The sequence below is a fragment of the Paenibacillus sp. Y5S-9 genome (assembly GCF_036894235.1).
In the GTDB taxonomy this organism is placed as follows: Bacteria; Bacillota; Bacilli; order Paenibacillales; family Paenibacillaceae; genus Paenibacillus.
The window spans coordinates 1,825,789-1,847,991 of the sequence record NZ_CP145887.1 but is presented as its reverse complement, the minus strand read 5'-3'; the positions used below and the strand labels follow the sequence as shown (position 1 = coordinate 1,847,991).

At 45.4% G+C, this 22,203-nt stretch carries 26 protein-coding genes and 1 riboswitch; of the genes, 2 read left to right on the top strand and 24 right to left on the bottom strand.

The window, feature by feature from the left end; all coding sequences use genetic code 11:
• Window positions 1–85: 85 nt before the first annotated feature.
• The 11 genes from V6669_RS08300 to V6669_RS08250 form a co-directional block, all read right to left on the bottom strand.
• Window positions 86–1,090: a sensor histidine kinase gene (locus V6669_RS08300; protein WP_338592713.1), complete on the bottom strand. Its 1,005-nt coding sequence runs from the start codon at window positions 1,088–1,090 to the stop codon at window positions 86–88.
• Window positions 1,087–1,776 carry a response regulator transcription factor gene (locus V6669_RS08295; RefSeq protein WP_036610298.1) on the bottom strand — a complete coding sequence of 230 codons (690 nt, stop codon included), beginning with the start codon at window positions 1,774–1,776 and terminating at the stop codon, window positions 1,087–1,089. Before V6669_RS08295 ends, V6669_RS08300 begins: the two co-directional genes overlap by 4 nt.
• A 185-nt stretch (window positions 1,777–1,961) precedes the next feature.
• Window positions 1,962–2,726 (bottom strand): SDR family NAD(P)-dependent oxidoreductase, encoded by a 765-nt coding sequence (locus V6669_RS08290; protein WP_338592710.1) that lies wholly within the window; start codon window positions 2,724–2,726, stop codon window positions 1,962–1,964.
• A 49-nt stretch (window positions 2,727–2,775) separates the two neighbouring features.
• Window positions 2,776–3,495 (bottom strand): class I SAM-dependent methyltransferase, encoded by a 720-nt coding sequence (locus V6669_RS08285; protein ID WP_338592708.1) that lies wholly within the window; start codon window positions 3,493–3,495, stop codon window positions 2,776–2,778.
• A gap of 220 nt (window positions 3,496–3,715) precedes the next feature.
• Window positions 3,716–4,099: a VOC family protein gene (locus V6669_RS08280; protein ID WP_315936834.1), complete on the bottom strand. Its 384-nt coding sequence runs from the start codon at window positions 4,097–4,099 to the stop codon at window positions 3,716–3,718.
• 175 nt (window positions 4,100–4,274) lie between these two features.
• Entirely contained in the window at window positions 4,275–4,748 is a 474-nt protein-coding gene (locus V6669_RS08275) for a GNAT family N-acetyltransferase (protein ID WP_338592705.1), read from the bottom strand.
• Window positions 4,749–5,088: 340 nt separating this feature from the next.
• Window positions 5,089–5,170: riboswitch (ZMP/ZTP riboswitch) on the bottom strand.
• 53 nt (window positions 5,171–5,223) lie between these two features.
• Window positions 5,224–5,739 carry a GNAT family N-acetyltransferase gene (locus tag V6669_RS08270; protein WP_338592702.1) on the bottom strand — a complete coding sequence of 172 codons (516 nt, stop codon included), beginning with the start codon at window positions 5,737–5,739 and terminating at the stop codon, window positions 5,224–5,226.
• A 34-nt stretch (window positions 5,740–5,773) separates the two neighbouring features.
• A complete protein-coding gene (locus V6669_RS08265) occupies window positions 5,774–6,298 on the bottom strand; it encodes a YfiT family bacillithiol transferase (protein ID WP_338592699.1) in 525 nt (174 codons plus the stop codon).
• A 48-nt stretch (window positions 6,299–6,346) separates the two neighbouring features.
• Window positions 6,347–6,886: a GNAT family N-acetyltransferase gene (locus tag V6669_RS08260; protein ID WP_338594884.1), complete on the bottom strand. Its 540-nt coding sequence runs from the start codon at window positions 6,884–6,886 to the stop codon at window positions 6,347–6,349.
• An 8-nt stretch (window positions 6,887–6,894) separates the two neighbouring features.
• The gene (locus V6669_RS08255; RefSeq protein WP_338592697.1) at window positions 6,895–7,434 is read right to left on the bottom strand and encodes a hypothetical protein; all 540 of its coding nucleotides are present in this window, start codon (window positions 7,432–7,434) and stop codon (window positions 6,895–6,897) included.
• A 21-nt stretch (window positions 7,435–7,455) separates the two neighbouring features.
• Window positions 7,456–7,896 carry a hypothetical protein gene (locus V6669_RS08250; protein ID WP_338592695.1) on the bottom strand — a complete coding sequence of 147 codons (441 nt, stop codon included), beginning with the start codon at window positions 7,894–7,896 and terminating at the stop codon, window positions 7,456–7,458.
• A gap of 185 nt (window positions 7,897–8,081) precedes the next feature.
• Here V6669_RS08250 and V6669_RS08245 point away from each other — a divergent pair, with 185 nt between their 5' ends.
• The gene (locus V6669_RS08245; protein WP_338592693.1) at window positions 8,082–8,855 is read left to right on the top strand and encodes a sporulation protein; all 774 of its coding nucleotides are present in this window, start codon (window positions 8,082–8,084) and stop codon (window positions 8,853–8,855) included.
• A 159-nt stretch (window positions 8,856–9,014) separates the two neighbouring features.
• Here V6669_RS08245 and V6669_RS08240 read toward each other — a convergent pair whose 3' ends face one another.
• The 7 genes from V6669_RS08240 to V6669_RS08210 all read right to left on the bottom strand — a co-directional run bounded on the left by V6669_RS08240 (window position 9,015) and on the right by V6669_RS08210 (window position 17,028).
• Window positions 9,015–10,982, bottom strand: a complete 1,968-nt coding sequence (locus V6669_RS08240) for a BglG family transcription antiterminator (protein ID WP_338592690.1) — start codon at window positions 10,980–10,982, stop codon at window positions 9,015–9,017.
• A 52-nt stretch (window positions 10,983–11,034) separates the two neighbouring features.
• A complete protein-coding gene (gene mngB, locus V6669_RS08235) occupies window positions 11,035–13,713 on the bottom strand; it encodes a mannosylglycerate hydrolase (protein ID WP_338592688.1) in 2,679 nt (892 codons plus the stop codon).
• Between the two features lie 249 nt (window positions 13,714–13,962).
• Window positions 13,963–15,081, bottom strand: a complete 1,119-nt coding sequence (locus tag V6669_RS08230) for a PTS fructose transporter subunit IIC (protein WP_036610325.1) — start codon at window positions 15,079–15,081, stop codon at window positions 13,963–13,965.
• Window positions 15,082–15,110: 29 nt separating this feature from the next.
• Complete coding sequence (locus V6669_RS08225; protein ID WP_017689749.1) at window positions 15,111–15,428, bottom strand: fructose PTS transporter subunit IIB; 318 nt, start codon at window positions 15,426–15,428, stop codon at window positions 15,111–15,113.
• Window positions 15,428–15,883 carry a PTS sugar transporter subunit IIA gene (locus V6669_RS08220; RefSeq protein WP_076209284.1) on the bottom strand — a complete coding sequence of 152 codons (456 nt, stop codon included), beginning with the start codon at window positions 15,881–15,883 and terminating at the stop codon, window positions 15,428–15,430. Before V6669_RS08220 ends, V6669_RS08225 begins: the two co-directional genes overlap by 1 nt.
• A gap of 227 nt (window positions 15,884–16,110) precedes the next feature.
• Entirely contained in the window at window positions 16,111–16,395 is a 285-nt protein-coding gene (locus V6669_RS08215; RefSeq protein WP_315936843.1) for a hypothetical protein, read from the bottom strand.
• Window positions 16,396–16,458: 63 nt separating this feature from the next.
• Window positions 16,459–17,028 (bottom strand): hypothetical protein, encoded by a 570-nt coding sequence (locus tag V6669_RS08210; RefSeq protein ID WP_338592678.1) that lies wholly within the window; start codon window positions 17,026–17,028, stop codon window positions 16,459–16,461.
• A 210-nt stretch (window positions 17,029–17,238) separates the two neighbouring features.
• Here V6669_RS08210 and V6669_RS08205 point away from each other — a divergent pair, with 210 nt between their 5' ends.
• Entirely contained in the window at window positions 17,239–18,399 is a 1,161-nt protein-coding gene (locus V6669_RS08205) for a glycosyltransferase family 1 protein (protein ID WP_338592675.1), read from the top strand.
• Window positions 18,400–18,677: 278 nt separating this feature from the next.
• Here V6669_RS08205 and V6669_RS08200 read toward each other — a convergent pair whose 3' ends face one another.
• The 6 genes from V6669_RS08200 to V6669_RS08175 all read right to left on the bottom strand — a co-directional run bounded on the left by V6669_RS08200 (window position 18,678) and on the right by V6669_RS08175 (window position 22,197).
• Entirely contained in the window at window positions 18,678–19,349 is a 672-nt protein-coding gene (locus V6669_RS08200) for a DUF3298 domain-containing protein (RefSeq protein ID WP_338592673.1), read from the bottom strand.
• Entirely contained in the window at window positions 19,349–19,861 is a 513-nt protein-coding gene (locus V6669_RS08195; RefSeq protein ID WP_338592671.1) for an NUDIX domain-containing protein, read from the bottom strand. The genes V6669_RS08200 and V6669_RS08195 overlap by 1 nt, the downstream gene beginning before the upstream one ends.
• 73 nt (window positions 19,862–19,934) lie before the next feature.
• Window positions 19,935–20,597: an HAD family hydrolase gene (locus V6669_RS08190; protein ID WP_338592668.1), complete on the bottom strand. Its 663-nt coding sequence runs from the start codon at window positions 20,595–20,597 to the stop codon at window positions 19,935–19,937.
• Window positions 20,584–21,045, bottom strand: coding sequence for a GNAT family N-acetyltransferase (locus V6669_RS08185; RefSeq protein ID WP_338592666.1), 462 nt, complete (start codon window positions 21,043–21,045; stop codon window positions 20,584–20,586). The genes V6669_RS08190 and V6669_RS08185 overlap by 14 nt, the downstream gene beginning before the upstream one ends.
• Window positions 21,046–21,140: 95 nt before the next feature.
• The gene (locus tag V6669_RS08180; RefSeq protein WP_094030640.1) at window positions 21,141–21,311 is read right to left on the bottom strand and encodes a YHYH domain-containing protein; all 171 of its coding nucleotides are present in this window, start codon (window positions 21,309–21,311) and stop codon (window positions 21,141–21,143) included.
• Between the two features lie 109 nt (window positions 21,312–21,420).
• Window positions 21,421–22,197 (bottom strand): Cof-type HAD-IIB family hydrolase, encoded by a 777-nt coding sequence (locus V6669_RS08175; RefSeq protein WP_338592656.1) that lies wholly within the window; start codon window positions 22,195–22,197, stop codon window positions 21,421–21,423.
• Between the last annotated feature and the right edge of the window lie 6 nt (window positions 22,198–22,203).

Below are 22,203 nucleotides of genomic sequence, written 5' to 3'. Positions count from 1 at the left end.
AATGCTCATGTCTATATCATAGGCGGAATGTGCAGTGTTATCGTGTGATTCACCGAACAAAACCAAAAAGCATGTGACATTGTTGTCACACGCCTGCAAGATGCACCATGTCGTTTTTTCGCGGAAAAGTAAGTGTGACGATTGTGCCCTCGCCAAGAGAAGATTCTACATGAATGTTCATATGAAGCGTCTGGACAACCTGAAGAACCAAATATAGTCCCATCCCGGTAGCCGCCCCATCCATTCTGCCTCGGGTGGACGTAAATCCTTTATCAAATATACGCGGCAGATCTTGAGTCTCAATCCCTCGCCCGTGATCCTGAATCATGAGTATGATGTGTCCATCCTGTTCCCGACTTTCAATGAGGATATCCGATGAATCACTATATTTCACCGCATTACTCAACAATTGGCGGAGGATGAAGCCTAACCATTTGCTGTCTGTGAGCACGCGCGATACCATTAAAGACATATCAAAGCCAATGCCTTTGGAAATGCACCACGATTTCAACGCTCGTATCTCGCTATTCAATACTGGTTCAAGTTCCGTCTCTTCGATGAACAGATCATTATGCATAAACGGAATACGCTTCTGATGAAGCTGCTGATCCAGCAACTGATGAATTCGTAACCATTCATATGTCATTTGGCTCTGTAACTTGTCATCTGGCAAGCGCTCGATCATCAGTTGCAACGCAGTCAGTGGGGTCTTCACCTCATGAATCCAGGACAACATCTCGTCCTTCTCCTGTTCCAGAGCGATAAAATGATGTGAAGACTCCTTACGATACCGCTGTGTCTGGGAACTGACGGCCTCATGTACAATCTGCTCATATGGACTTTCGGCGATGTCGAGTTCTCCCAGATCATAGGTATGATCCCAGGTGCTCAATTTTTTATAGAAACGGGTTTCTTTCAGGTATCTCGCCCAGATAAAAACAAGACATACCACCACATTCAGTCCTACGATATACGCCACAGATTGGAATGGAATGGACGAGTCCAGGTAGGCCACCAATAAAATAATAAGTTGCATGCTTACCAGTAGCCATAACCAACTAGCCCTTTCTCGTATGTACTTTCCGATCATGCTTCTGCCTCTTCCGTTGCCATGTACCCCTGACCTACTTTGGTTTCAATGTAACGCTCCAAGCCGATGGGTTCAAGCTTCTTCCGTAACCGATTAACGTTAACCGTCAGCGTATTGTCACTCACGAAATGCTCATGATCCCACAAGCTCCGTATGAGGTCCTCACGGGTAACAATCTGATTTTTGTGCTCCACCAGCACTTTAAGGATAAACATCTCATTTTTCGTTAACAGGACAGATTCATCCCCGCAGGTCAGTGTATTTTTCACATACTCAATAGTGGCACCGCGCCAGGTTCGAAGTTCAATATGCTCTGTATTATAGTTATACACCCTCCGCAAAGTCGCTTGGATCTTGGCAATCAATACATCGAAATGAAAAGGCTTCTGGATAAAATCGTCTGCCCCCAAATGCATGGACATAACCATGTCCGCAGGATGATCCCGTGAGGACAAAAAGATTATCGGCACATTGGAGTGCGAACGGATTATCCGACACCAATGGAACCCGTCATATTGGGGTAACTGAATATCAATAATGACCAGTTGCGGCTGAATTACACTGTACTCCTGCAATACCTTGCCAAAGTCCTGCACACCATACACGTCATACGACCATTGGGACAAACGTTCCTTGATTTCACTGAATAACGATTCGTCGTCTTCAATGAGCATAATTTTAAACAAGAGACTTCACCACGTTTCTGATCTTCTAAGGTTGAAAAAGGTAATTAGACTCCGTTGTTGCAGGATCACCTTTACCGTTACGAATCGTTCTTCCGATCGTTGATTCCAGTGTACAGGGAAGTTGGGCTTATATCAAAAGGTATCCATGCTTTGTGAAGAAAACGATCCGAAATACATATATCATATTAGCTCTCCATGGTGTGTATAACATGGCTTGCATCACTGTTTTCGTCCATCCGCTCGATCAACTGCATCGCTACGTCTCGTGGCGATCTTAATTGTCCTGCTTCATATACTTGATTGAACATACCTGCAAGGGCGAATTCCTCTGCACTTTTGCCTCGTGCAACAGCCTGCAATTCCGTATCGACCATCCCCGGATCAAAAGCAATAATCTCAACAGGGTTCTGTTGGCCCGTTTGTTCCAAAGATACGCATTGGGTGAACATGTTCATGCCTGCCTTGGATGTACAGTACACTGCCATTGAAGGCGCGGGATAACTGCCCGAACCCGATGAGAGATTAACAATTTTACGTCTGGCGGACAGGTGATTTGTTTGTTGAATAAAAGATGAACTCAATATCATTGGCGCTGCGAGGCTGATGTTGAGACTTTGACTTATCTCTGCCGCACTGCACTGATTGATAGGTTTTAGAGGCTCCAGCATCGCTGCATTATTAATGAGTCCAATGAATTCAGCTTCCTGAGACGGAATTTCGTCCAATACACGTGTAACCAAATCATCAAGCCCCGTCAGATCGGATAAATCGTACTGAACATGGCGGTAACGCCCCCTCCATTCCTCGCCTGATTCCAACAGATCCGAACTCCCTCGTGAAATACCGTAAACGTAATCCCCCTTAGCCAATAATAACTCTGCAAGTTGTAAACCGATCCCTTTGGATGTGCCTGTAATGATAAAGTGTCTTCTTCCTGTTTCTGTTCCCATTTCGATAACACTCCTCCTCTATTTTCAATGCATGTTAATTCCACTATTCTTACGAGTTTTTCTTTCTCCACAACGTGGCCCACAGAAAAGGTACACCAAAACATGGTTCATGCTGCTCCATCGCCTTCATTGCACGGAACTCCAAACATTCAAAGCCATCTTCCAGCATGTAGCGAAGCTTCTCCTCCGTGAACGCAAGACCACCTCGCATCGACTTCTCTTGATACACCTGCCAATCATTCATAACGATCTCAGGTCCACCAATATCTCCAAAACCAGGAGCAAAACAAGTCATTCCAAAGTATCCTCCAGGCCGGAGTGCATTGTGGATCATCTCTATGTAGGGGATACGCTGATGTGGTAACAGATGATGCAGACAACCCGAGTCGTAGACAAGATCATATTCTTGCTCTGGGGTCAGTTCGAACACGGAGCGACATTCAAAATGCACGTCCAGTTGCTCCTCTGCCGCCCTCTCCTTAGCCCAGGCAATCGCTGTCTCCGAAAGATCATAAGCATCTACCTGATAGCCTTGGTGGGTTAAATACAACGCATTTCTGCCCGGGCCACAACCCAGTTCCAATGCCTTGCCACCTGTCAGCAGACCTGCATTCACATGCGTTACCAGATTCTCATCCGGTTTGTTTGGGAAAAAGGGGATTGGTCTGTTCCGATCCTCATAGAATGGCTCCCAAAATTGCTTGGCAGATCTGAAGTCCGCATCGAGCATATCATACAGATCCTGTACACTTTTAATCGTCTTTTCCACAACCACATTCCTCCTTCAATGCTCCATCCAAACCTTCATTTCTGACTATTCATTCCTCATCATTTTCAATAAATCAGCCACACTCTATTATAACATTTTTACCCAGTAGTTCTCTATTTTTCTTGTGTTTTCTACTTAAAAAACAGAAGCTTTTTCCCAACAAAAAAACGACCGACATGAATGTCGATCGCTTACAATCGTTGGGGTTTTGTGTTGTAACTTACTTCGCCCGTTCCAAGACTGCAAAGTAATTCCCTTCATTATCAGCAAAGTTGAAGACACGCCCGGTGGGCATCTCAACAATCTCTCCAACCGTTACATGTTTACCAGACAAGTCGGCATATAACTGATCCAGGTTTTCGGTGAAGAACATTAACGAAGGTGTGCCCAGATTTACACCCGCCGACATCCGCTCCACAAACTCCTTGTCATGAAGAATAATGCTTGTCTGCGAATTTGGGGTAGGCGCAATCTCAATCCATCTCATACCCTCGTCAAGGTTTACTTCATCCACAATGTGGAATCCTGCAACTTCCGTCCAAAATGCCAGTGATTCATCCTGATTGTTGACATACAACATAACCTGTCCGACTTTGCTAAACATGGATCAATCACTCCTCTGATCATCTAATCTCTTAACATCCTGCTTATCATTCCTCAAATTCCAATAGAGTATAACATGCGGGACAGCTTTTTTATCATCTTTCTTTGCAAGTACATGCAACTTAAACTGAAGTACACTTTTATGCTTCCACTACAATTAGTTTTTTGAAGTCCCCTTATAAGGTTTTAACAAGTGAAAGTCTATGAAACCCCGAGGTATAATAATTCATATCGATACTTTCCTTTTGAAAATTCATTCGTTCATAAAATACAAGCGCTGCTTCATTTTCTTTATGATCAAGTGTGTAAAGCATGACATCACTACATCCAAATTCAGCTATTTTTAAACATATTTTTGTAATCAGTGTACGTGCTACTCCCTGTCGAAGGTGTGATTTGCTTGTAACAACGCCAACGATTTCATACCGGTTAACAGTAGGCTGAAAGATATAACCAGCATGACCTATGACAACATCTGCTTCGTCAACCATGACATAATAAGCACTGATACGTTCATCCGTCATTTTTAAAAACGAATCCCAGCGCGCAGGATACTGATCGCGTATAAACGAAGGAAATTGAAATTCATGATCCGTCATCATTTTCAGCACGGCTGGCTGATCAATCGCTTGAAAAAGGCGAATAGTCATCTTTTTATCCCCTACCTCTTAGTGTACATGTAGACATCTTTTAAGTTACCAGCTTCATAATATGGATACTCTAGTTTTTGCTGAACTTGAAGGACGATCTCCGTAGACGTTAACATTTCGACCAAGTATAGACCCAGGTCAATGGAAGCCGTAACCCCCGCGCCAGTTACTGTATTACTATCACGCACTACACGCGCTGAAATTACTTCTGCACAATAAGGAGTCAATAAATCATAAGCAGATGAGTTGGTAGTAGCCTTTTTCCATTCAGGAAACCTGCTGCCGCCACCTGTCCTTTCATTCCCTGAATAATAAATAAAGTGTTTGATCAAAAGATCAAACACTTTGCCCAGGCGTACGGCATATAATATATGTGCTTCCTCGTGGTTCACTCCACGTTTACGCCAGTCACACATAACAGATATTTAACAACTAGTATACATGACATCTTTTCATCATTGTATATATTATGAAATTAATGCGTGGCTTTTAACTTCTTCGTAAGATAAAGTACAACATCGTCGTCCATAATTGTTTCTTCACCCGGCTGAATGTAATGATCATGCTTGTGTACACCGTGACCGTCTGGTATGTACCCGCGATGGGCATATAGAACTTGCGCTTTGCCATAATCAGAAAATACGCCTACACCAATGCCTGCTACATCCGTTCGTTCCAGAATAACTTCCTCTGCTCGGTCCATCAACCGTGAACCAATACCTTGGCGCTGGAACTTCATCAGCACATTAAAATCGTTAATTTCGGGAATGCCTTGTTCCCTGAAAGACGGGTAGCTGGAATACCACAATACATTCACGTATCCGGCAAATTCTCCATTTAACTCGGCTACCAAGGTTACGCGCTCCCCATTCTGTTGTTCAGCCAAGTAACGAAGATACTGCTCAGCGAATCTCCCCCAACCCTGCTCCTGAAACGCCTTTGATATAATTACAGGATCGCTCTCATTTAATAGTCTGATATGTACACTCAATGATGAATCCTCCTTAAAAAGATATTTCTTCTTGCTATATTCCCAGTCTATCCCGAAGCGATGTGATGTGAGCAACATGGTGTTTGCCATGCCAAGCATACATGCCCAGATTATAATCCAGTCTTGTCGTTTCTTCCGATGAGGGATGATAAAATTGTTTGGCATAATCTGCATCTGTCAACGCGTTTAACAGAAACACCCAACGACGATGGAGCGCATCCAGAATCTGAAGCGAGAATTCAACATCCAGGTCTCTTGAATCACTCAATTCAGCCCAGCGCTCTTCATAATAAGGCCGAATCGTTGGTGTATCCTCTGTCAGTGCCAACTTGAAACGAATCATACTGTTCATATGGCTGTCTTCCATGTGGTGAATGACCTGTTTGAGCATCCATCCACCTTCTCGATACGGCAGACTTAATTGCTCTTCACTTAGTCCCTTTACCGCTTCACGTGCGCGTTCAGGCAACTCAGCAATGTCCTGAATCCACTTCTCCCGCTGTGCCAAAGTAACTTCACCCGTGTGTACAAAAGGTCCTATCGGAAATCTTTCATTCATCCATTATTCCTCCTTGTTTCTATGATTCAAAATAACTTTTAACATTATCTAAGGAGCATATTCCATAAGCCAACAGTCTCTCATCTGTCCTTCATGCTGCTCATGTTTCTCCAACAGTTTAATCTTTTGGAAACCACATTTCTCGTAACAGGATATCGCTCGCAAGTTCCAGGATTGAGGGTCCATCACCACTTTACGGGCTTGTTTTTCATTAATCAGATAAGCCAGCATGGATTGCATCAACTGTGTACCCATGCCTTTATTCCAGTAGTCTACCTCACCAATAAACTGATCTGTTCCATAGATGATCTCATCCGTGTCTCCATAACCATACTCCGTTCGCTCTTCTTCCTCAAGCTCATAGAACTGAATGTATCCAATCGGATGTCCTCCATACTCAACGATACAACGAGTAGCATCATCTTTCTGATTGTAAAAATGTTCTTTCACTTGCTCCAAATCATGCGGCCGATCACGCCCTTCATAGTACTGAAGAACTTCCGGGTCTGACAGCCACTTCACCAGATGTCGTTCATCTTCTGTTTCCAAGAAACGTACGGTGATTTCATTCGATTCATATACATTCATCATTCTGATTACTCCTTATTGATCTCCAGATTCTCACCCGTAACCCAACTCAGATCCTTCCCTAACAAATGCTCGTTGTGAACATAATACACCATGGGATTCTCAAGCGGCTGAGTCGTTCCACCCAAAGATCTAAGCGTTAACCGCAACTTGTAACTCCCTATCTCATCAGGTATCGCAAATCCCATCAGAGTATCAGCTGATTTCATGGTTTTCCCCTGCGCCTTCAGATACTTTTCCAGAATGACTTGATCCAAATAGGAGCTGCCAACAGACGAAGGCATGTACCACGCATCATCTTGTTCCTCAGTGAATGTGACCCCTTCCCATCCCGGGACAACGGGATACACCATATGTTGATCCTTGTCTTCTCTTTTTCGCGTTATCTCTAACTCTATCTCAACTGCATCCGTATCAATCTGCCTGATTGTGCCTGCCATCACAACATCCTGTGCACTCACACTTGGAATTACATAGCTGTATATGAGCAGAGTCACCAAGAGAATTATCGCTATTCCCGTAAGCCAAAATATTGTACTTTTACGCATTGGTCTGATCCTCCCGTCTGGTTAATCATACTTCCGGAGCAGCTCCTTCTCTGTTAAAGATTGCGTTAACCTATCCAACTCGGGTGAAGCCGTCCAATCACTGGAGGTATTCAATCCATGTTTGATGGTATGGATCGCGCTATGTGCAGACATGTATATATTATGGTGGATTCCAGGTTGGACAATGATGTGCTCTCCTGCACGCATCACTCGAATCGAAAACATCTGATCGTCTCCATAACTGGCATACGCAATCCATCCGGTTTGCACCACATAAAACTCCGTTAGATTGATATGTACATGACTGTTTTGCCAAGCTCCCTGGGATGAAGCAACGGTTCTGCAATAATAACTGCCATCTTCTGCGATCATTTTATATTTCTGTTCCCCGTTCGCCATCTGCTCGAAGCTGGTTTTGACACCAGTCTCACCATATTTCTGTTCTGAAAATTCTGTGTTCAATCGCCTTCATCTCCTGACAAAAAATCCCTTTATTCTAACATTCGACATCGGCTAGGCGAATCTCCTGTTTGGGTATGCGATATATCTTTGCTAAAATTTGAAACGCTTCTCTTCCGGCTTCCGTATTAAGGTCGAAGTCGTATGTATCCCCTATAATAAAACCATCTGATCTGGAGGTTGAGCGCATGTCATTTTTTAAGAAAATGTTAGCCAGTGTAGGTGTTGGAGCAGCCAAAGTAAATACGGAATTGCATACACCAGAGGTCACACCTGGAGGAATCATCTCGGGAGTTGTGTACATTGAAGGTGGGGATGTGGAACAGAATGTAGATCGAATCTATCTTTCAATCAAAACCCATTACATACGGGAGCGCGATGATCGCAAAGTAAAAGAAACAGCTGTTATAGCCAAATATTTGCTCACCGAAGGATTTACCTTACAGCCTGGTGCCAAATTGGAGAAAGACTTCTCATTTGACCTCCCAGAAAATCTGCCGATTACACTGCATCGTGCAGAAGTATGGGTAGAAACAGGCCTCGATATCTCAAGCGCCGTGGACCCCTCAGATCGGGACAGACTGCATGTTGTTCCTAGCAAAGACATGAATACCGTGCTCGATGCAATTGATATCCTTGGTTTCAAACTGCGTGAAGTAACCAATGACTACGCACCAAAGCTGGGCGGCAATCTGCCATTTGTACAGGAATTTGAATTTGTACCAACAAACAAGTTCCGTGGGCATCTGGATGAGTTGGAAGTGCTGTTCTATCCGATGGGCGATTCGCTTGAGCTGCTATTACAGATCGATCGCCGCGCTCGTGGGCTCAGTGGAATATTCTCGGAAGCGATGGGCACGGATGAAAGTTTTGTGCGCCTGCATCTGTATGAAAGACATCTGGCGCGGGGTGCGCATTCTGTCGCTCAAGGACTGGAAGAAGTCATTTCCAAACATATCTAATCTATAGTTTGTGTAAACGAATAAAAACCGTCCTCTATCAGACAAATCTGATGAAGGACGGTTTTTCCCTTTTTAATATGAGCAATCAAAAAATCTGGGGATAATAGCGATCGGAAGGTTATTCTGTCATCGGAGTGTCAGTAGAATTATCCATATATATTAATACACATCGGTACTTTTCAGACTCAACGTTTCGCATACAAGTTGGGCAAACGCATCGAAGCTGCCGCAGGATCGCAGGCTTTCCAGCTGTTCCTCCTGCCGGATCAATTCTACAAACAGATCATAGATCCCCATTGCCTGTTCGTAATCCTCTTTGCAGATAGATAACATAAATACAGCATGTACTTCATTCTCCTCATCCCACGGAATCGGCTTCTCGAGCAGACATACGGATACGGTCGTACGGGTTGAACTCAGCTCCATGGGATGCGGAATCGCCATGCCTCTTCCAAGCGCGGTTGAAGCCATCTTTTCCCGTTCCTGCACAGCGGGCCAGAATTGCTCGGTTACAATTCCCTTCTCCAACAGCGCCCCGCTCATCTCAGCCATAAGTGTCATTTTGTCAGGCTGATCCGACCGAAACATGAACAACGCTGGATCAAAGTAACGCAGCAGCGTCATTTCCTCCTGCTCATCACTAGTTCGCACCAGATGAGTAATCGTTGCCATATCACGTTCCGATGGAATCGCAGCAATGACAGCCGAAGGTTTGCCTTTGGACTCCCGTAACCGAATCGTGGAAATGACCAAGTCTTCGGGCACACTCCCCATCTCCTCGTACTCCCGTAGCGAAACTACACGTGAGACCTCTAGCTCGGCAAATAACGAACGCAATCTGGATTCAAGAATACGGGCTGTGCCGTATCCTGACCCACAGACCAGCAATACGGATTTCCGTTTGCGATGAGGAATCTGGTATTTACGCTCCAATGCTGCCCCAATGTGGAGAGCCAGGTAACCAATCTCGCTGTCATTGATTTCATGAGGTACGTATGTCTGTAGCTGTTTCACTGCACTGATCGTAATCTCATAGGCCAGCGGATAATATTTACGTATATGTCCCAGCAGTGGATTCCGCATGTTCATGCCATGTTCCAGGCGAGTAATCATGGGTTTCAGATGGGCATACAGATCATTTGGCAAGCGTTCATCATCACGCAGATCATAGGTGTACCGATCATAGATATGACCCAGCATCTGCTGTACAGCAACATATAATGGGTCACTTTGTAGTCCATTCCAATCGGTAGCGGTCATTTTTTTGCTAACAATATGCAGCAACAGATAATCTCGCTCTCCGACTGGACAGTGAATGGAATATAACAACTCCAGATCCTGAATAATCTGCTGCGCAAGTTGCTGATCCTGCAGATTCGCCTCCACTTTCTCGAATCGCTCCAGTTCATGCCCCTGTTTAATGCGCAACACCATAACAGCAAGATGCGTAATCAGATCTTTCAGCGCCACATCTGCAATACGAACATCCTGTTTGCCTACATGGCGAATGACGATTTCGCGGATGTGTGCGGGTTCGATTGGGTACAACAAACGTTCCTGTGCAGCAGTCATGCCTTCCGGCCCCAGTTCTTCATCTCGCGCATCAGCGTATTCGGCAAGGCAATAACGGAACCTTTGCTCGTCTCCGACAACCTTTACCCCATGTCCTGGCTTGATCTGAAGCTGAAGCTGGTAGTTCTCCAAAATCTGACGAATGATTTTCAGATCATTGTTCATCGTTGCACGGCTTATATACAGCTGATCAGCGAGGTCTTCCATCTTGATATGACCCGGTTCACCAAGCAGCTTGAACAATTCATAACGGATACGCTCATCAGGGGATCCAGGTACTGGCGCACCTTTTTGCCGATCATCCTTCCGTTCCTCCAACAGCTCATTATATCGCTTCGCATCATGCACACAAATGGAATAACCTCGCCCACGCTTGGATTCCAGGTTCCCACCATGCCCCGCAAGGATATGATCCAGCTTTTTCAGATCATCCCGAATGGTACGCACCGTAACCTCTAGTCTGTCTGCAAGTGCTTGGCTCGTCCAAGCCTGTTCCTGTCCTTCACCATGAATGAGTTGGAACAGCTTTTTCAACCGTTTTGTTGGAAAAATCATACCGATATCCGACCTCCCTTCTGATCAGGATTGTGTATAACTAAAGCTTACTTTATATCGATACAAGTACAGTCATCAATTTGCAATGTGCAAGCTCCGGCAAACGAACGACCTCTTCTCCATCGGTTAACTTCTGCTGATGCTCCAATGGTTGTTCCGCAAGGGATACACGCTCTGCATGTACAGCCTGATTGAAGTGCATGTTCACGTTAGCAGACTGTGACAGATACGGATTGAAGACACGTACAATGTATCCGTCACTCTGCTCTGCTTTCTTGAAGCTGCTTAACACCACGTTGGAATCGTCGCTGAACGACATCAGGCTGTAGTCTGTATCAAGAACACGTTCCTCATCGCGGAAAGCAAAGATCAGTCGTCCATTCAGAAAGTCGCATAGCTGATAACTGCTGATCGGTGTCAGATATTCACGTGCAGCACGGGCTACATTTGCTTCGTCGAATCCAGAAGTCTGGATATGCAGGCCAAAGGTAAAGGAGAGCTCGCCGAGCAATTGCGCGTCAGGTGTTGCTACAATTTTCTCACCGGAGGCCCGGCCAGGACGATACAACAGGTTTTCCTTACCCATGAAACCGAATGTGCGGAACAAGGTCAGGGCAATGGTATCCATTTGCTCACCAATAATCTCGTACTCACGTACACCTTCCGTCATCACAGCCATACCATGCGAACCGTTGTTCAACCCGGCATAACTCTGCATCGCTTCAATGGTGATTGGTTTCTCCTGCCATTGTTCGCGCTCCCATACCTCCACTTCTGGCAATGAGGTTGGACGAGCAATCACACCGAAAGGCTGATCTGCAATGGATAGGGCGGAAGCAATTCCTGTATCAAAAAGAACACGCAGACGGTGGCTGAACACCTCATTCTGCACCTGAACCTGGAAGCGGATCAGCTTCTCTCCTTTGCGAAGAGATATCTGCACCTGCATTGGCAATGCTCCCGACGTGATGCCTGCGGCGCGCTCTTCCAGATCGTAGGGAACATCCAGCGTGAAACGCAGGGATAGTGTCTGAGATACGGACGTTTGGGTAGTAGTCGCACTCATCTGACTGCCTGCCGAAGAAACAATCAGATCCCGCTCAGGTGGAGAATAGTTGTAGGAATCTCCGTCATCCCCGTTATCTTCAAAGACCATTTGATCCGCATACACCTGCCCAGATCGCTTGTCTGTAATTTGCAAGGTACCGTTTGCTTGCAGTGCAATGGTGAAATGTTCATTTTCAATCGTTTCCCCGTTACGCCGCTCCATGACAGGTGCAGTTCCCTGACTGAAATCAAACACAATCTGGGTGTAACCCATTGCCGGGACTTCTTGCAATGCCACCAGCAGCTTCGCGCGATATACGCGTTCCGGCAGATGCACTTTGCGACTTGGATTCAGGTCAATGTGTTGTCCAAGCACATAATCGGTCTGATCTGCTTTTTCCACAATGGTGTAGGCAAGCTCGCGTCCCTTCGTATCCCGAATGACAAAAGATTCTTCCGGAATATAAGCTTCAATCTCGGTAACCCCGCCTCGCACATACGGTAGCGTGTTGAACAGGGTGAACGCAAATGTCTCCTCCTGCTGAATCGTTGAAGCAATCATCCGCATATGGAGGTCGAGCAAATTCAGTGCGATATCGTAGGCCTGTTTGTAACGGAACGCAACGTCCTGATTCGTTGTATCGCTGTTACAACCGCCGATGCTGTCATGTGCCGCATTCTCAAACAATAGCTTCCAGATGTCCTCCACAATGCGATGCGGGTAATCATGCCCGAGAGAATGGCTAATGGCAAGCACAGGTTCTAGCGTGTTAGCGATCAGATTCTCAATCCGGTTATTCTGTTGTTTAAGATCGGCACGGGTGGAAAAAATGGACTTGTGAATACGCATGTGCTTGGCTTCCATTAATTCACCCCGAAGTACAGGCAAATATTGACTATCTGCTTCGATCTCCGCCAGAAAACGTTCCGGTTCATTCATCACATATTCGCGTTTTGTATCCAGCGCATTGAACCGTTCAATCAACTCAGGCAGGTTCAACCGGACAGGTGCCTGATCAAACCCATTAGGGAAATAGATATGCTTGGTCGAGGCTTTCCGTTCAAGCGCACCAATCTGTTTCTCCAGATAAGGGATCAGATCTTCCTCATTCTCTGGAATGTTACCGCCGTAGTAATACCCGAACGGCATCTGCACAGCAAATACACGACTACCGTCCGATCCTTCCCACGTAAACTCGGTATGTGGATTCGTATTATCTGATACGCCTCTCCAGAACAGGAAACGTTCGATGCCGAACTCCCGATAAATCTGCGGCATCTGTGCCGATTGTCCAAACGCATCCGGGACGTAACCAACCTTCATCGCATGTCCGTACTTTTGTGCCGTTTTCATACCATAATACAGGTTTCGGACCATGGATTCACTGGAAATCACCAATTGATCCGTCTGTGTATACCAGGGTCCCGTCATCAGTCGTTTGGCTGAAACCAGTTGGCGGATACGTTCCTCATCTTCTGGACACCAGCGGATGTAATCATCCAGCAGTGAGCCCTGTGCATCCAGCAGGTAATAATGAAATCCTTCGATATTCTCCAGTGCGTTCAATACTTCCTTGACGTGTTTGACAAGATACACTTTGGAACGGGAGGTCGTAAAATACCATTCCCGGTCCCAGTGTGTATGTGGAATCACATGTACTTTGGTACGATTTCTCTCACTCATATCTCTATATCCCTCCAGATGCCTTTTTAAAGGTTGTTCAAAAAAGTCCGCTTTTGATTACGAGGGATGCCTGTTGGCATCATCAGCATCGAATATGGAATTCAGCCGAAATAAGTGGATGCTTACGAAGGTTGTTTCCTTCGGAAACATTGTAGTTGCTCACGTAGTTTTCCCTACGCTCCGCTACTCCATTTCTACCTTCATCCCATCTTCTCGATACTGAAAAACGATCTTTTTGAACATGTACTTTTAGTCAAAAACGAGTTCGATTTCTTCCCCGTTTTTCTTCACTGAAGCTTCCTGAGTCTTGGCAGGTTGTTTCTCTTCTTCATCACGGAAGTTCACCAGCATGGTGCCTCCCGCCACGATCAGTGCGCCGACGATGCCTCCGGCAAGGTAGGCGATTGGGGTACCTACTGACACAGCTCCATATAAGCCGCCAATTGGTGGCATGATGATATGTGCTCCCAGCAATGCAGTCAGGGCAGCGCCCGTTGCACAGGCAAACATGTTGACCAGAATCATCTTGGCAGGGTTACGCAGTGTGAACGGAATAGCACCTTCCGTGATACCGATCACGCCCATAATCACTGCACCTTTGCCCGCTTCCTGATAGGTTTTGGAAAAACGTTTCTTCATCAGCAATGTCGCCAAGCCATAACCAAGCGGCGGGATGCAGATGGCAATATTAATGAAAATATTCGGCAGATATACACCGGACAGGAACAGGGCGTTGCCTGCCATCCATGCCGCTTTGTTGACGGGTCCGCCGAGATCAAATCCGATCATCGCTCCCAGAATAATCGCAAGCACAACGGTATTGGTTCCGCTCTGGCTCATGTTTTGAACCCAAGCAATGAGATACTCATTCAGTGCGCCCAGTGGACCACCCAGAATGACCGCCATCAGAAATCCGGTTAAACCAACGGTAATCAGCGGTAAAATGATTAACGGTACCGAGCCAGCGGCCGGACCTGTAATTTTAACTTTGTTTTTAACCCACAAGGTGATGTATCCGGCAAAAAAACCGGAGATCAACGCGCCCAAGAAACCGGCGTTGGTCTGCTGTGCCAGCACCCCGCCGATCAGACCTGCGGCCAGCGCAGGTTTGTCGGCAATGGAGTACGCAATGTAACCGGACAGGACAATCGTCAATAGTCCGATGCCGCTCCATCCTACATTTTGCACGAGATATAAAATATGCAAGAATCCGCTTCCATCTTTGTACGGATCAAGATCAGTAATGCCCATTGATAGTGCGATAATTTTACAGATGGCAACGACCAGGGAACCCGCGATAATGACCGGCAGCAGATAGGAGATACCTGTCATTAGATGTGTTTTTGCTTCACCAAACCATTTTCTCATCGTACTCTCTCCTCATGTGGAAGGTGGGGTTAAGCTTGTGCGTTCACAGCCTCAACAGCTTTGGTTAATACCGCTTCTGCCTGACTTACGGCATGACCGATTTTGACACGTACGACTTTTTTATCGCCAAACCGATCCATGTCCTTCACCGTTTGATCCGCTGCAATCAGGACAAAATTCGCTGCAGCAATATCTTCTTCCGTCAGCTTATTGACTTGTCCCATAGCTCCCTGCTGTTCCACTTTGATCTCATATCCCAGTTGCTGAGCTGCTTTCTCCAATGCTTTGGCGGCCATCGGAGTATGGGCGAGACCTGCGATACATGACGTTACACCTACGATTTTCATTATGACACCAGTCCTTCCGTATATTGATGAAGCAACGTATATACATCTTCCGGCTGCACCGCTTCTGCGATGGCCTCTTTGAATGAATCTTCCAGCAATAAGGTGGCAAGTGAAGAGATGATTTGCAGATGGGATACGTCTACATGACCTTTAGGCACAAGGATGGCAAAAATATATTTTACCGGCTTGCCGTCATGAGATTCCCAATCAATGGGCTCCCGTAATCGAATGACCATCACTGCCGGACGTGTTACAACTTCACTCTGGGTATGGGGAATCGCAAAGTGATCCTGAAGTCCGGTGGAGTAGACACGTTCGCGCTCCCACAGATCAGCCGCAAGTTGTGCACGGTTTGTAGTGATGCTGTAACGCTCTGCCTCCGCAGATATAAAATCAAATACGTCCTCTTTGCTATGCAATGTCTGATCGAGATAAATCTGATTGGTTGTAATCATGATCTCTGTCTCTCCTCCTCTCTCTATCCAAAACGATAAGCGCTTACAAGATCATTGTAACGGATTCTGCCTTGACCTTGGATCTAGAAAATTTCCCCTTCGAAGCGGAAAAACATTAGCCATAGCAAAAACCCTGAGTCTAATAGACTCAGGGCCGTTGTCATTGAGTTTTAATTCATGTGCTGCAAAGGCAGCGTAAGGAACATGTATCCTACTTGGACAATACTTCAGGAACGCTGTGTCCAGCGCTGCATTCCTGATCGAAGACCATAATATGCTGCGGCGAGCAAAACGAATCCGGCAACAGCCATGATCATGGATGTTATATCCCACCGAACCATAGTTCCAAAAGCAACCTTGGATTGCAATGGGGTACCAGAAGAAGCGGTGTTCATCAGATCAGGTACGTAATTCATGGTCATGATCATGCCTTGAATGACATTCCAAGCTGCAAAACCGATGATGAATAACAGGGTAACCAGAACGGATTCCGTCGCTAATCGTTTGTTCATACTTGTCATTTACCTCCTCAATTATAGTTAGGAAGGATGCCTTTATACGAAGTCTCTTTCCATTTAATTGGACAAGATGTGCTGCATCTCCTGTTTCAAACGATCTTTATTTTCGTCCACATACTGATACAGCATGTCGAAGCTTTCTTCATTATCCGATTGCATGCTCAAATTCGCGGCTTCCAGTTCAATCTGCTGCAATACCTCATGAATCTGTTCCCCGTGTGTTTGCAGGCTTGTCGTGATGTCGTCTTCGGACAGGCCATTCACATTATCTCGTAATTGCCCGTGCGTTACGCCGCTTTCGGACAACATCTGCTCTATCTTCTTCAAGATCACGGCATCTGCATCATTGCCGATCCGCTCCATAGCTGTTATCGTCTCACCCAGATACTGTCCGCTGGCATTCTCAAGGAAACCGGTCATCCCGTTCATGGACAGCTCGGTATCCAGATCGATGATCAGAATGATATCTCGCAATACTTGCGGAAGTTCCTGCCCACTTTCTCGAATTGTCGCAAATTCAGCCCGATAAAGGTCCATGGCAACACTACCCACCACTTCTTCACCTGACATCTCCTCAAGCTGATCGAGTGGTAACAACTCCTGCAATTCTTCTTGTAACTTGTTCATCTTTCTCTGCCTCCTGTATCTCTCTGTCTATCTATACGCCGACACGTTATTACATCATATCAGAATACGCTATATAAGTTGAACTTATGGAAGTTGGTATAGTATATCCTTTAACAAATTTACAGGGAATATCGTCAAGTTAACGTGCACTTGACCTCTGGAAAATGTTCCGCTGTTATGATCTTGACATCACGAGTCTTGGGAGGGGTAATGATGCGACTGGCCTTGTTCACAGACACCTATCTTCCGGAAACCAATGGTGTTGCTGGCACGCTCCACCGCTTGAGTAACCATCTGAACCGCAGAAGAATTGAACATCTGCTGTTTACGCCGAACTCCGTCATTGAAGGAAGCCATGAGACTCAAGTCCGATCGGTTGCCAACATCCCTTTTTTTCTGTATCCCGAATGCCGCATTGCTCTACCCAAAAGAGCAGACACACACAAGCAGCTACACACCTTTCAGCCCGATCTGCTGCATATCGCCACGCCTTTTAATATGGGGCTGCTTGGTCTGAGGTATGCGCTCAAACACCATCTTCCGCATGTTGTCTCCTACCATACCCACTTCGATCGTTATCTCGAATACTACCGGTTGAAAAGTATGATTCCTCTCTACTGGAAATATATCCAATGGTTCCACCGTGCCTGTGATGCAACCCTAACTCCATCGCAGGAAACGTTAAACACCTTGCAAGCCCAAGGCATTCAGCGTCTGAAACTTTGGTCTCGCGGGATTGATTGTAATCTGTACTCCCCTGATAAACGCAGCTCGGATATCCGTGAACGATACCACATCACCGCTCCCCTTATTCTACTCTACGTTGGACGCATTGCCCCGGAAAAAGATATCGCTACACTCACAACTACCATGCAGCAGTTGCCCCAGGAGATGCAGTCCCGTGTACACTGGATTATCGTTGGTGACGGCCCATCTCTTCCCAAAATGCGTCTGCAAACCCCACCCAATGTCACCTATACAGGATATATTCATGGGGAAGAACTTGCTGTTATGTATGCTTCGGCAGATCTGTTTGTGTTTCCTTCCTCTACGGAGACATTTGGCAATGTGGTACTGGAAGCGATGGCTTCAGGACTCCCTGTGGTGGCGGCCAATGCTGGAGGTGTAAAGGATCTGATATCCCCTCACCGCAATGGTGTGTTATTCGAGCCAGGTCAGGCTGATGCACTGATTCGGGAGATATGTCTCTGGGGAAATCACGGGAACCAATTGCGGATGATGGGATTGGAAGGCAGAAAGCTGGCTGAGCAGCGGTCGTGGGAGCATATTTTTGACACACTAATCGGGGATTATGAGGAGGCTATAGAACATCGGAATAGACGAACGAAAGATCGAATTATTACAGCGTAGTCAGATGTCTTGAGGTTATGCCAACAACCCATAACAACCGCCACTGTCCTATGCAAAATTAAACCGGTTCGCTCGTTCAGGCTGCCATAGCATTTACACTCTGCTACGGTCAGCCTGAATAAAGGATACGCTGAGCGTTAAGGTGTGATCCCGGAAATCAGAGTACCATTCTGATGCAGGGAAAATGTCAGATATTGTTGGATTTATTTCAAATGATTGTATAAATAGAAAAAGACATAACCTCATTGAACTGGATCATGCCTTTTATTGCAAAAACTCTATTGGTTAAATTTACTGAACGGGACTTTAATATCTACAAACCCTTTAGCGTAGGGTGCAACCTCATAAGGATAGAATCGGATGACGATCCCTTTATCGTATAAAAAGAATTCAGATGTTTGATCAATCTGAAAATCATAAATATTTTCTTCAAAAATAGAAACTCCTGCATTATACATGGCTAATAGACTGTTGGAGATTGATTTCTCTACCTTCTCCATCTGAATATCGTCTTTGACATACTCGCTTAGCTTTAGTTCTTTACCTGTTCTTAAATCATAGTTATATGATTTTGTCGCATCCATTCCATGTGCTCCGCCAGTGTACACATGATCTTCATATACCACAGATAATTTTTCTTTTGCATTGTATTTTACACTGGCCATGGTAATGTAGAAATAATTTTTGTTTGATTTTTTTTCTTCTTTGTCCAGGCGAGCTGCTTTCACTGCGTGGAGTTTAAATGTCTTGTTCAGCTTATCCGTCACAGATTTCTTTCCACCTGTTAGATGTATGTATGGCTGTCCTTTGTAATATTGGACCTTCGTTTTCACTGTAATCGTGCTGCCTGCCTCTACATGACTACTCGGAAGAATGATAGCAATCAGTACAGTGATCAACAGGTAATTTATCCATCTCCATTTTTTTCTTCCAGTTCTATATTTCAACATTATCGATTAACCCCCTTTGGCTCAAATGATATCGTTTCCTGCATTCTGTTCCATATTACCTGTGGAGTGCCCTTTAGGTCTGTTCCGCTCTGAACGTTGCCAATCCAGATGTCTTCTGCGCCTGGGTGTTGTAAATAGTGCCTGAGCGTTGCTTTGATCAGAATAGACGAATGTAAGTCCAATACCTCATCCAGCGGTATCCAGAATAACTCGCCTTCATCTGAGGACACAAATTGTCGATGCGTAGTCTCTCCGAAATATACAAACTGCTGCCAAATCTCACCACTATTAACTTCCAACAGAATATATCGAAGCCGAAAATGTTCGACATCCTCTTGCTTGAACCCGGTCTCTTCTTCAATCTCCCGATAGCTGGCGCTCATGGGTACGTTCAGTTCCCCTGGTTCCAGATGTCCGCCAATGCCACCCCAGAATTCAAAATCAAACAATCTGCTGCCCGCCTTCTTCATCATCAGCATGTCTGAGCCATTGCTCAAAAACGCTGTAGCCATCTGTCTAATCTCCATATGTTCCTCACTTTCCAAACTTTGTTTATAGTAATCTACTTGTCTATATAACTGCCTTCTACAGCAATTCCTTCAACTCACTTAGATGCTCAATCGTATGTAAAGGACCCGACGTAATGCGATCCTGCCACGGCTGGTTGACCTTCATCCAGATGGTGCTCATGCCTACGCTTGCTGCTCCTTCAATATCGTTCACGGGATGATCGCCAATGTAGATGCATTGCTCTGGGCTTAGACCGAAATGATCGAGCGCAAGCTGAAATATGCGTGGATCGGGCTTTTTGACTCCAGCCTCTTCTGAAACAATAATATGGTCGTAATCCTCCCGGATACCGAGTTGATCGATTTTCCCATACTGAATATCGGTCTGTCCATTGGTAATTAACCCGGTTCGATATTTCCCCCGCAGATGCTGAACCACTTCTCGCGCCTGTTCCATCAGAACTGAACTTCGCACATACTCTCTGCCATAGAACTCCATCAGTTCTGCATGTGGCGGATGCTCTGCCCAAGGCAGTTCATGCAGCAACTCGTTGAACAGAAAGGGTTTGTCCTTATAACCATCCTGGTCGAGTTCAATAATTCGTTTACTTATATCTTCAGTTGACTCAAGGTGACCAAAATAGGTCTTGATTAAACGCTGCGTGAAGCCGTCAAAGGTCATCGTTCTGTTCAGAATCGTATTATCCAAATCAAAAATAACCGCTTTAATATGATCCATCTTCCTTCTCCCCCAATTCCAGTACATGCGTTATCTTTTCCATACTCGTCACTTCTCTAAATCCCAAGTTGTGATAAAAAGATCCAGCAACCGGTTGATCCGTGTACAGAACCAGTCGAGCGTAATGATTTTCCGCTTTTTGAATAACCGCATCCATCAGCCTGCGCCCAACCCCATGTCTTCGAAATTCTCTCATCACATAAAGCCTGCGAATTCTTCCGGTATCCGTCATTTTAGAATAAGGATCTCTGTTCAGACCGCAGATCCCAACAACCTTATCGTGCATTCTGCATTCAAAAAGCGCTTCACCTTCTTGCTCAAATGTATTGATTCCTCTCTCATATTCATGGATTAATCGCTCGATATGTCTGAACCCCTCACTGGAGCTTTCAGCCAGCATCGGCACTAATTCGTCATGATTCCATACCGATATCTCCTGAATCCGCATGGTGTAACCGCCTCCAACATGTTAAATCAATGGTACACATGCAAACCCAACCATACATTGAACGTTGGCTGGGTTTATCTTGTAAAAGCTCATTCTCATTTTTTCTTTTTGTGATAGTGATAACCCGTGCACAGACCCTTTTGCTTGGATTTGGCTGAACAGTTATGTCCACCGTTCTTGTCCAGTCTGCCTGGATGAGCATAAGCGGAAGAGGATACACCAACAAGTACAACAAGAGACAGGATTACGATAACAACCTTTTTCATAAGTCACCCTTCGATCAACACCCTATGCTTTAGGGCTTAATACGTGCTATCTCATTCTACACGAAAATCCACAATTTGGATATAATTCATCTTTTTAGCCGATCCATCCTCATAAAATCTTAAATTGCTTCAATGCATGGGTGACTCCATCTTCACTTGCCCGCAGGGTGACATAATCGGCGCTTTTTTTAATTCGTTCTCCGCCATTTCCCATCGCAATTCCGATTCCCGCATACTCTAGCAGATCCACATCATTCTCCCCATCACCAAAGGCCATTGTATCCTCTCTGGATATCTTCAGGTAGTCGAGAACTCTCTCTGCGACTATGGATTTGCTGACTTCGCTCGCTTCCAGCACATTTACTACATACGGATGGAATCTCACGAATCGTAAAGAAGGAAATCTGGATTGGAACTTCTCCGTTTCCGCCTCATCCGCATATAAACAAATGCAATATACGTCCTGTTCCAACGTGCTGATTTTCTGCGGGAAATCCATGAGTCCAAGCGTATCACTTAAGGCTTCAGTAACACGACCATCTGCTGTACACAACCCGTTCGTCTCAAATGACTCTGTAAAATATGAAATACTGTGCCCATGCAACTCGGCAAACTCACTGAATGCTCTAACCATCTGTGCTGAAAGTACAGACTTATGTATCACTTCATCACCTGCTTTGATCAATGCCCCATTAGCCCAAATGATCGTATCGATTCCGAGATTTCTGAATTCTTCGCATAAATTATAGGGCCTGCCTGTGACGAGTACGACTTGAACGCCTTTACGAATCAACTCCCGGATCGACTCAGCTGTACGCGGTGATAAACTCCGATCTATTTCGCTCAGCAATGTACCGTCCACATCAAAGAACACAGCTTTAATCAAATTATT

What these genes read in the sequence shown, in the direction of transcription:
- V6669_RS08300 (WP_338592713.1), bottom strand. Translation starts at nt 1,090, where the DNA reads ATGATCGGAAAGTACATACGAGAAAGGGCTAGTTGGTTATGGCTACTG.
- V6669_RS08290 (WP_338592710.1), bottom strand. Translation starts at nt 2,726, where the DNA reads ATGGGAACAGAAACAGGAAGAAGACACTTTATCATTACAGGCACATCC.
- V6669_RS08280 (WP_315936834.1), bottom strand. Translation starts at nt 4,099, where the DNA reads ATGTTTAGCAAAGTCGGACAGGTTATGTTGTATGTCAACAATCAGGAT.
- V6669_RS08275 (WP_338592705.1), bottom strand. Translation starts at nt 4,748, where the DNA reads ATGACTATTCGCCTTTTTCAAGCGATTGATCAGCCAGCCGTGCTGAAA.
- V6669_RS08265 (WP_338592699.1), bottom strand. Translation starts at nt 6,298, where the DNA reads ATGAATGAAAGATTTCCGATAGGACCTTTTGTACACACGGGTGAAGTT.
- V6669_RS08260 (WP_338594884.1), bottom strand. Translation starts at nt 6,886, where the DNA reads ATGAATGTATATGAATCGAATGAAATCACCGTACGTTTCTTGGAAACA.
- V6669_RS08255 (WP_338592697.1), bottom strand. Translation starts at nt 7,434, where the DNA reads ATGCGTAAAAGTACAATATTTTGGCTTACGGGAATAGCGATAATTCTC.
- V6669_RS08245 (WP_338592693.1), top strand. Translation starts at nt 8,082, where the DNA reads ATGTCATTTTTTAAGAAAATGTTAGCCAGTGTAGGTGTTGGAGCAGCC.
- V6669_RS08240 (WP_338592690.1), bottom strand. Translation starts at nt 10,982, where the DNA reads ATGATTTTTCCAACAAAACGGTTGAAAAAGCTGTTCCAACTCATTCAT.
- mngB (WP_338592688.1), bottom strand. Translation starts at nt 13,713, where the DNA reads ATGAGTGAGAGAAATCGTACCAAAGTACATGTGATTCCACATACACAC.
- V6669_RS08230 (WP_036610325.1), bottom strand. Translation starts at nt 15,081, where the DNA reads ATGAGAAAATGGTTTGGTGAAGCAAAAACACATCTAATGACAGGTATC.
- V6669_RS08225 (WP_017689749.1), bottom strand. Translation starts at nt 15,428, where the DNA reads ATGAAAATCGTAGGTGTAACGTCATGTATCGCAGGTCTCGCCCATACT.
- V6669_RS08220 (WP_076209284.1), bottom strand. Translation starts at nt 15,883, where the DNA reads ATGATTACAACCAATCAGATTTATCTCGATCAGACATTGCATAGCAAA.
- V6669_RS08215 (WP_315936843.1), bottom strand. Translation starts at nt 16,395, where the DNA reads ATGAACAAACGATTAGCGACGGAATCCGTTCTGGTTACCCTGTTATTC.
- V6669_RS08210 (WP_338592678.1), bottom strand. Translation starts at nt 17,028, where the DNA reads ATGAACAAGTTACAAGAAGAATTGCAGGAGTTGTTACCACTCGATCAG.
- V6669_RS08205 (WP_338592675.1), top strand. Translation starts at nt 17,239, where the DNA reads ATGATGCGACTGGCCTTGTTCACAGACACCTATCTTCCGGAAACCAAT.
- V6669_RS08200 (WP_338592673.1), bottom strand. Translation starts at nt 19,349, where the DNA reads ATGTTGAAATATAGAACTGGAAGAAAAAAATGGAGATGGATAAATTAC.
- V6669_RS08195 (WP_338592671.1), bottom strand. Translation starts at nt 19,861, where the DNA reads ATGGCTACAGCGTTTTTGAGCAATGGCTCAGACATGCTGATGATGAAG.
- V6669_RS08190 (WP_338592668.1), bottom strand. Translation starts at nt 20,597, where the DNA reads ATGGATCATATTAAAGCGGTTATTTTTGATTTGGATAATACGATTCTG.
- V6669_RS08185 (WP_338592666.1), bottom strand. Translation starts at nt 21,045, where the DNA reads ATGCGGATTCAGGAGATATCGGTATGGAATCATGACGAATTAGTGCCG.
- V6669_RS08180 (WP_094030640.1), bottom strand. Translation starts at nt 21,311, where the DNA reads ATGAAAAAGGTTGTTATCGTAATCCTGTCTCTTGTTGTACTTGTTGGT.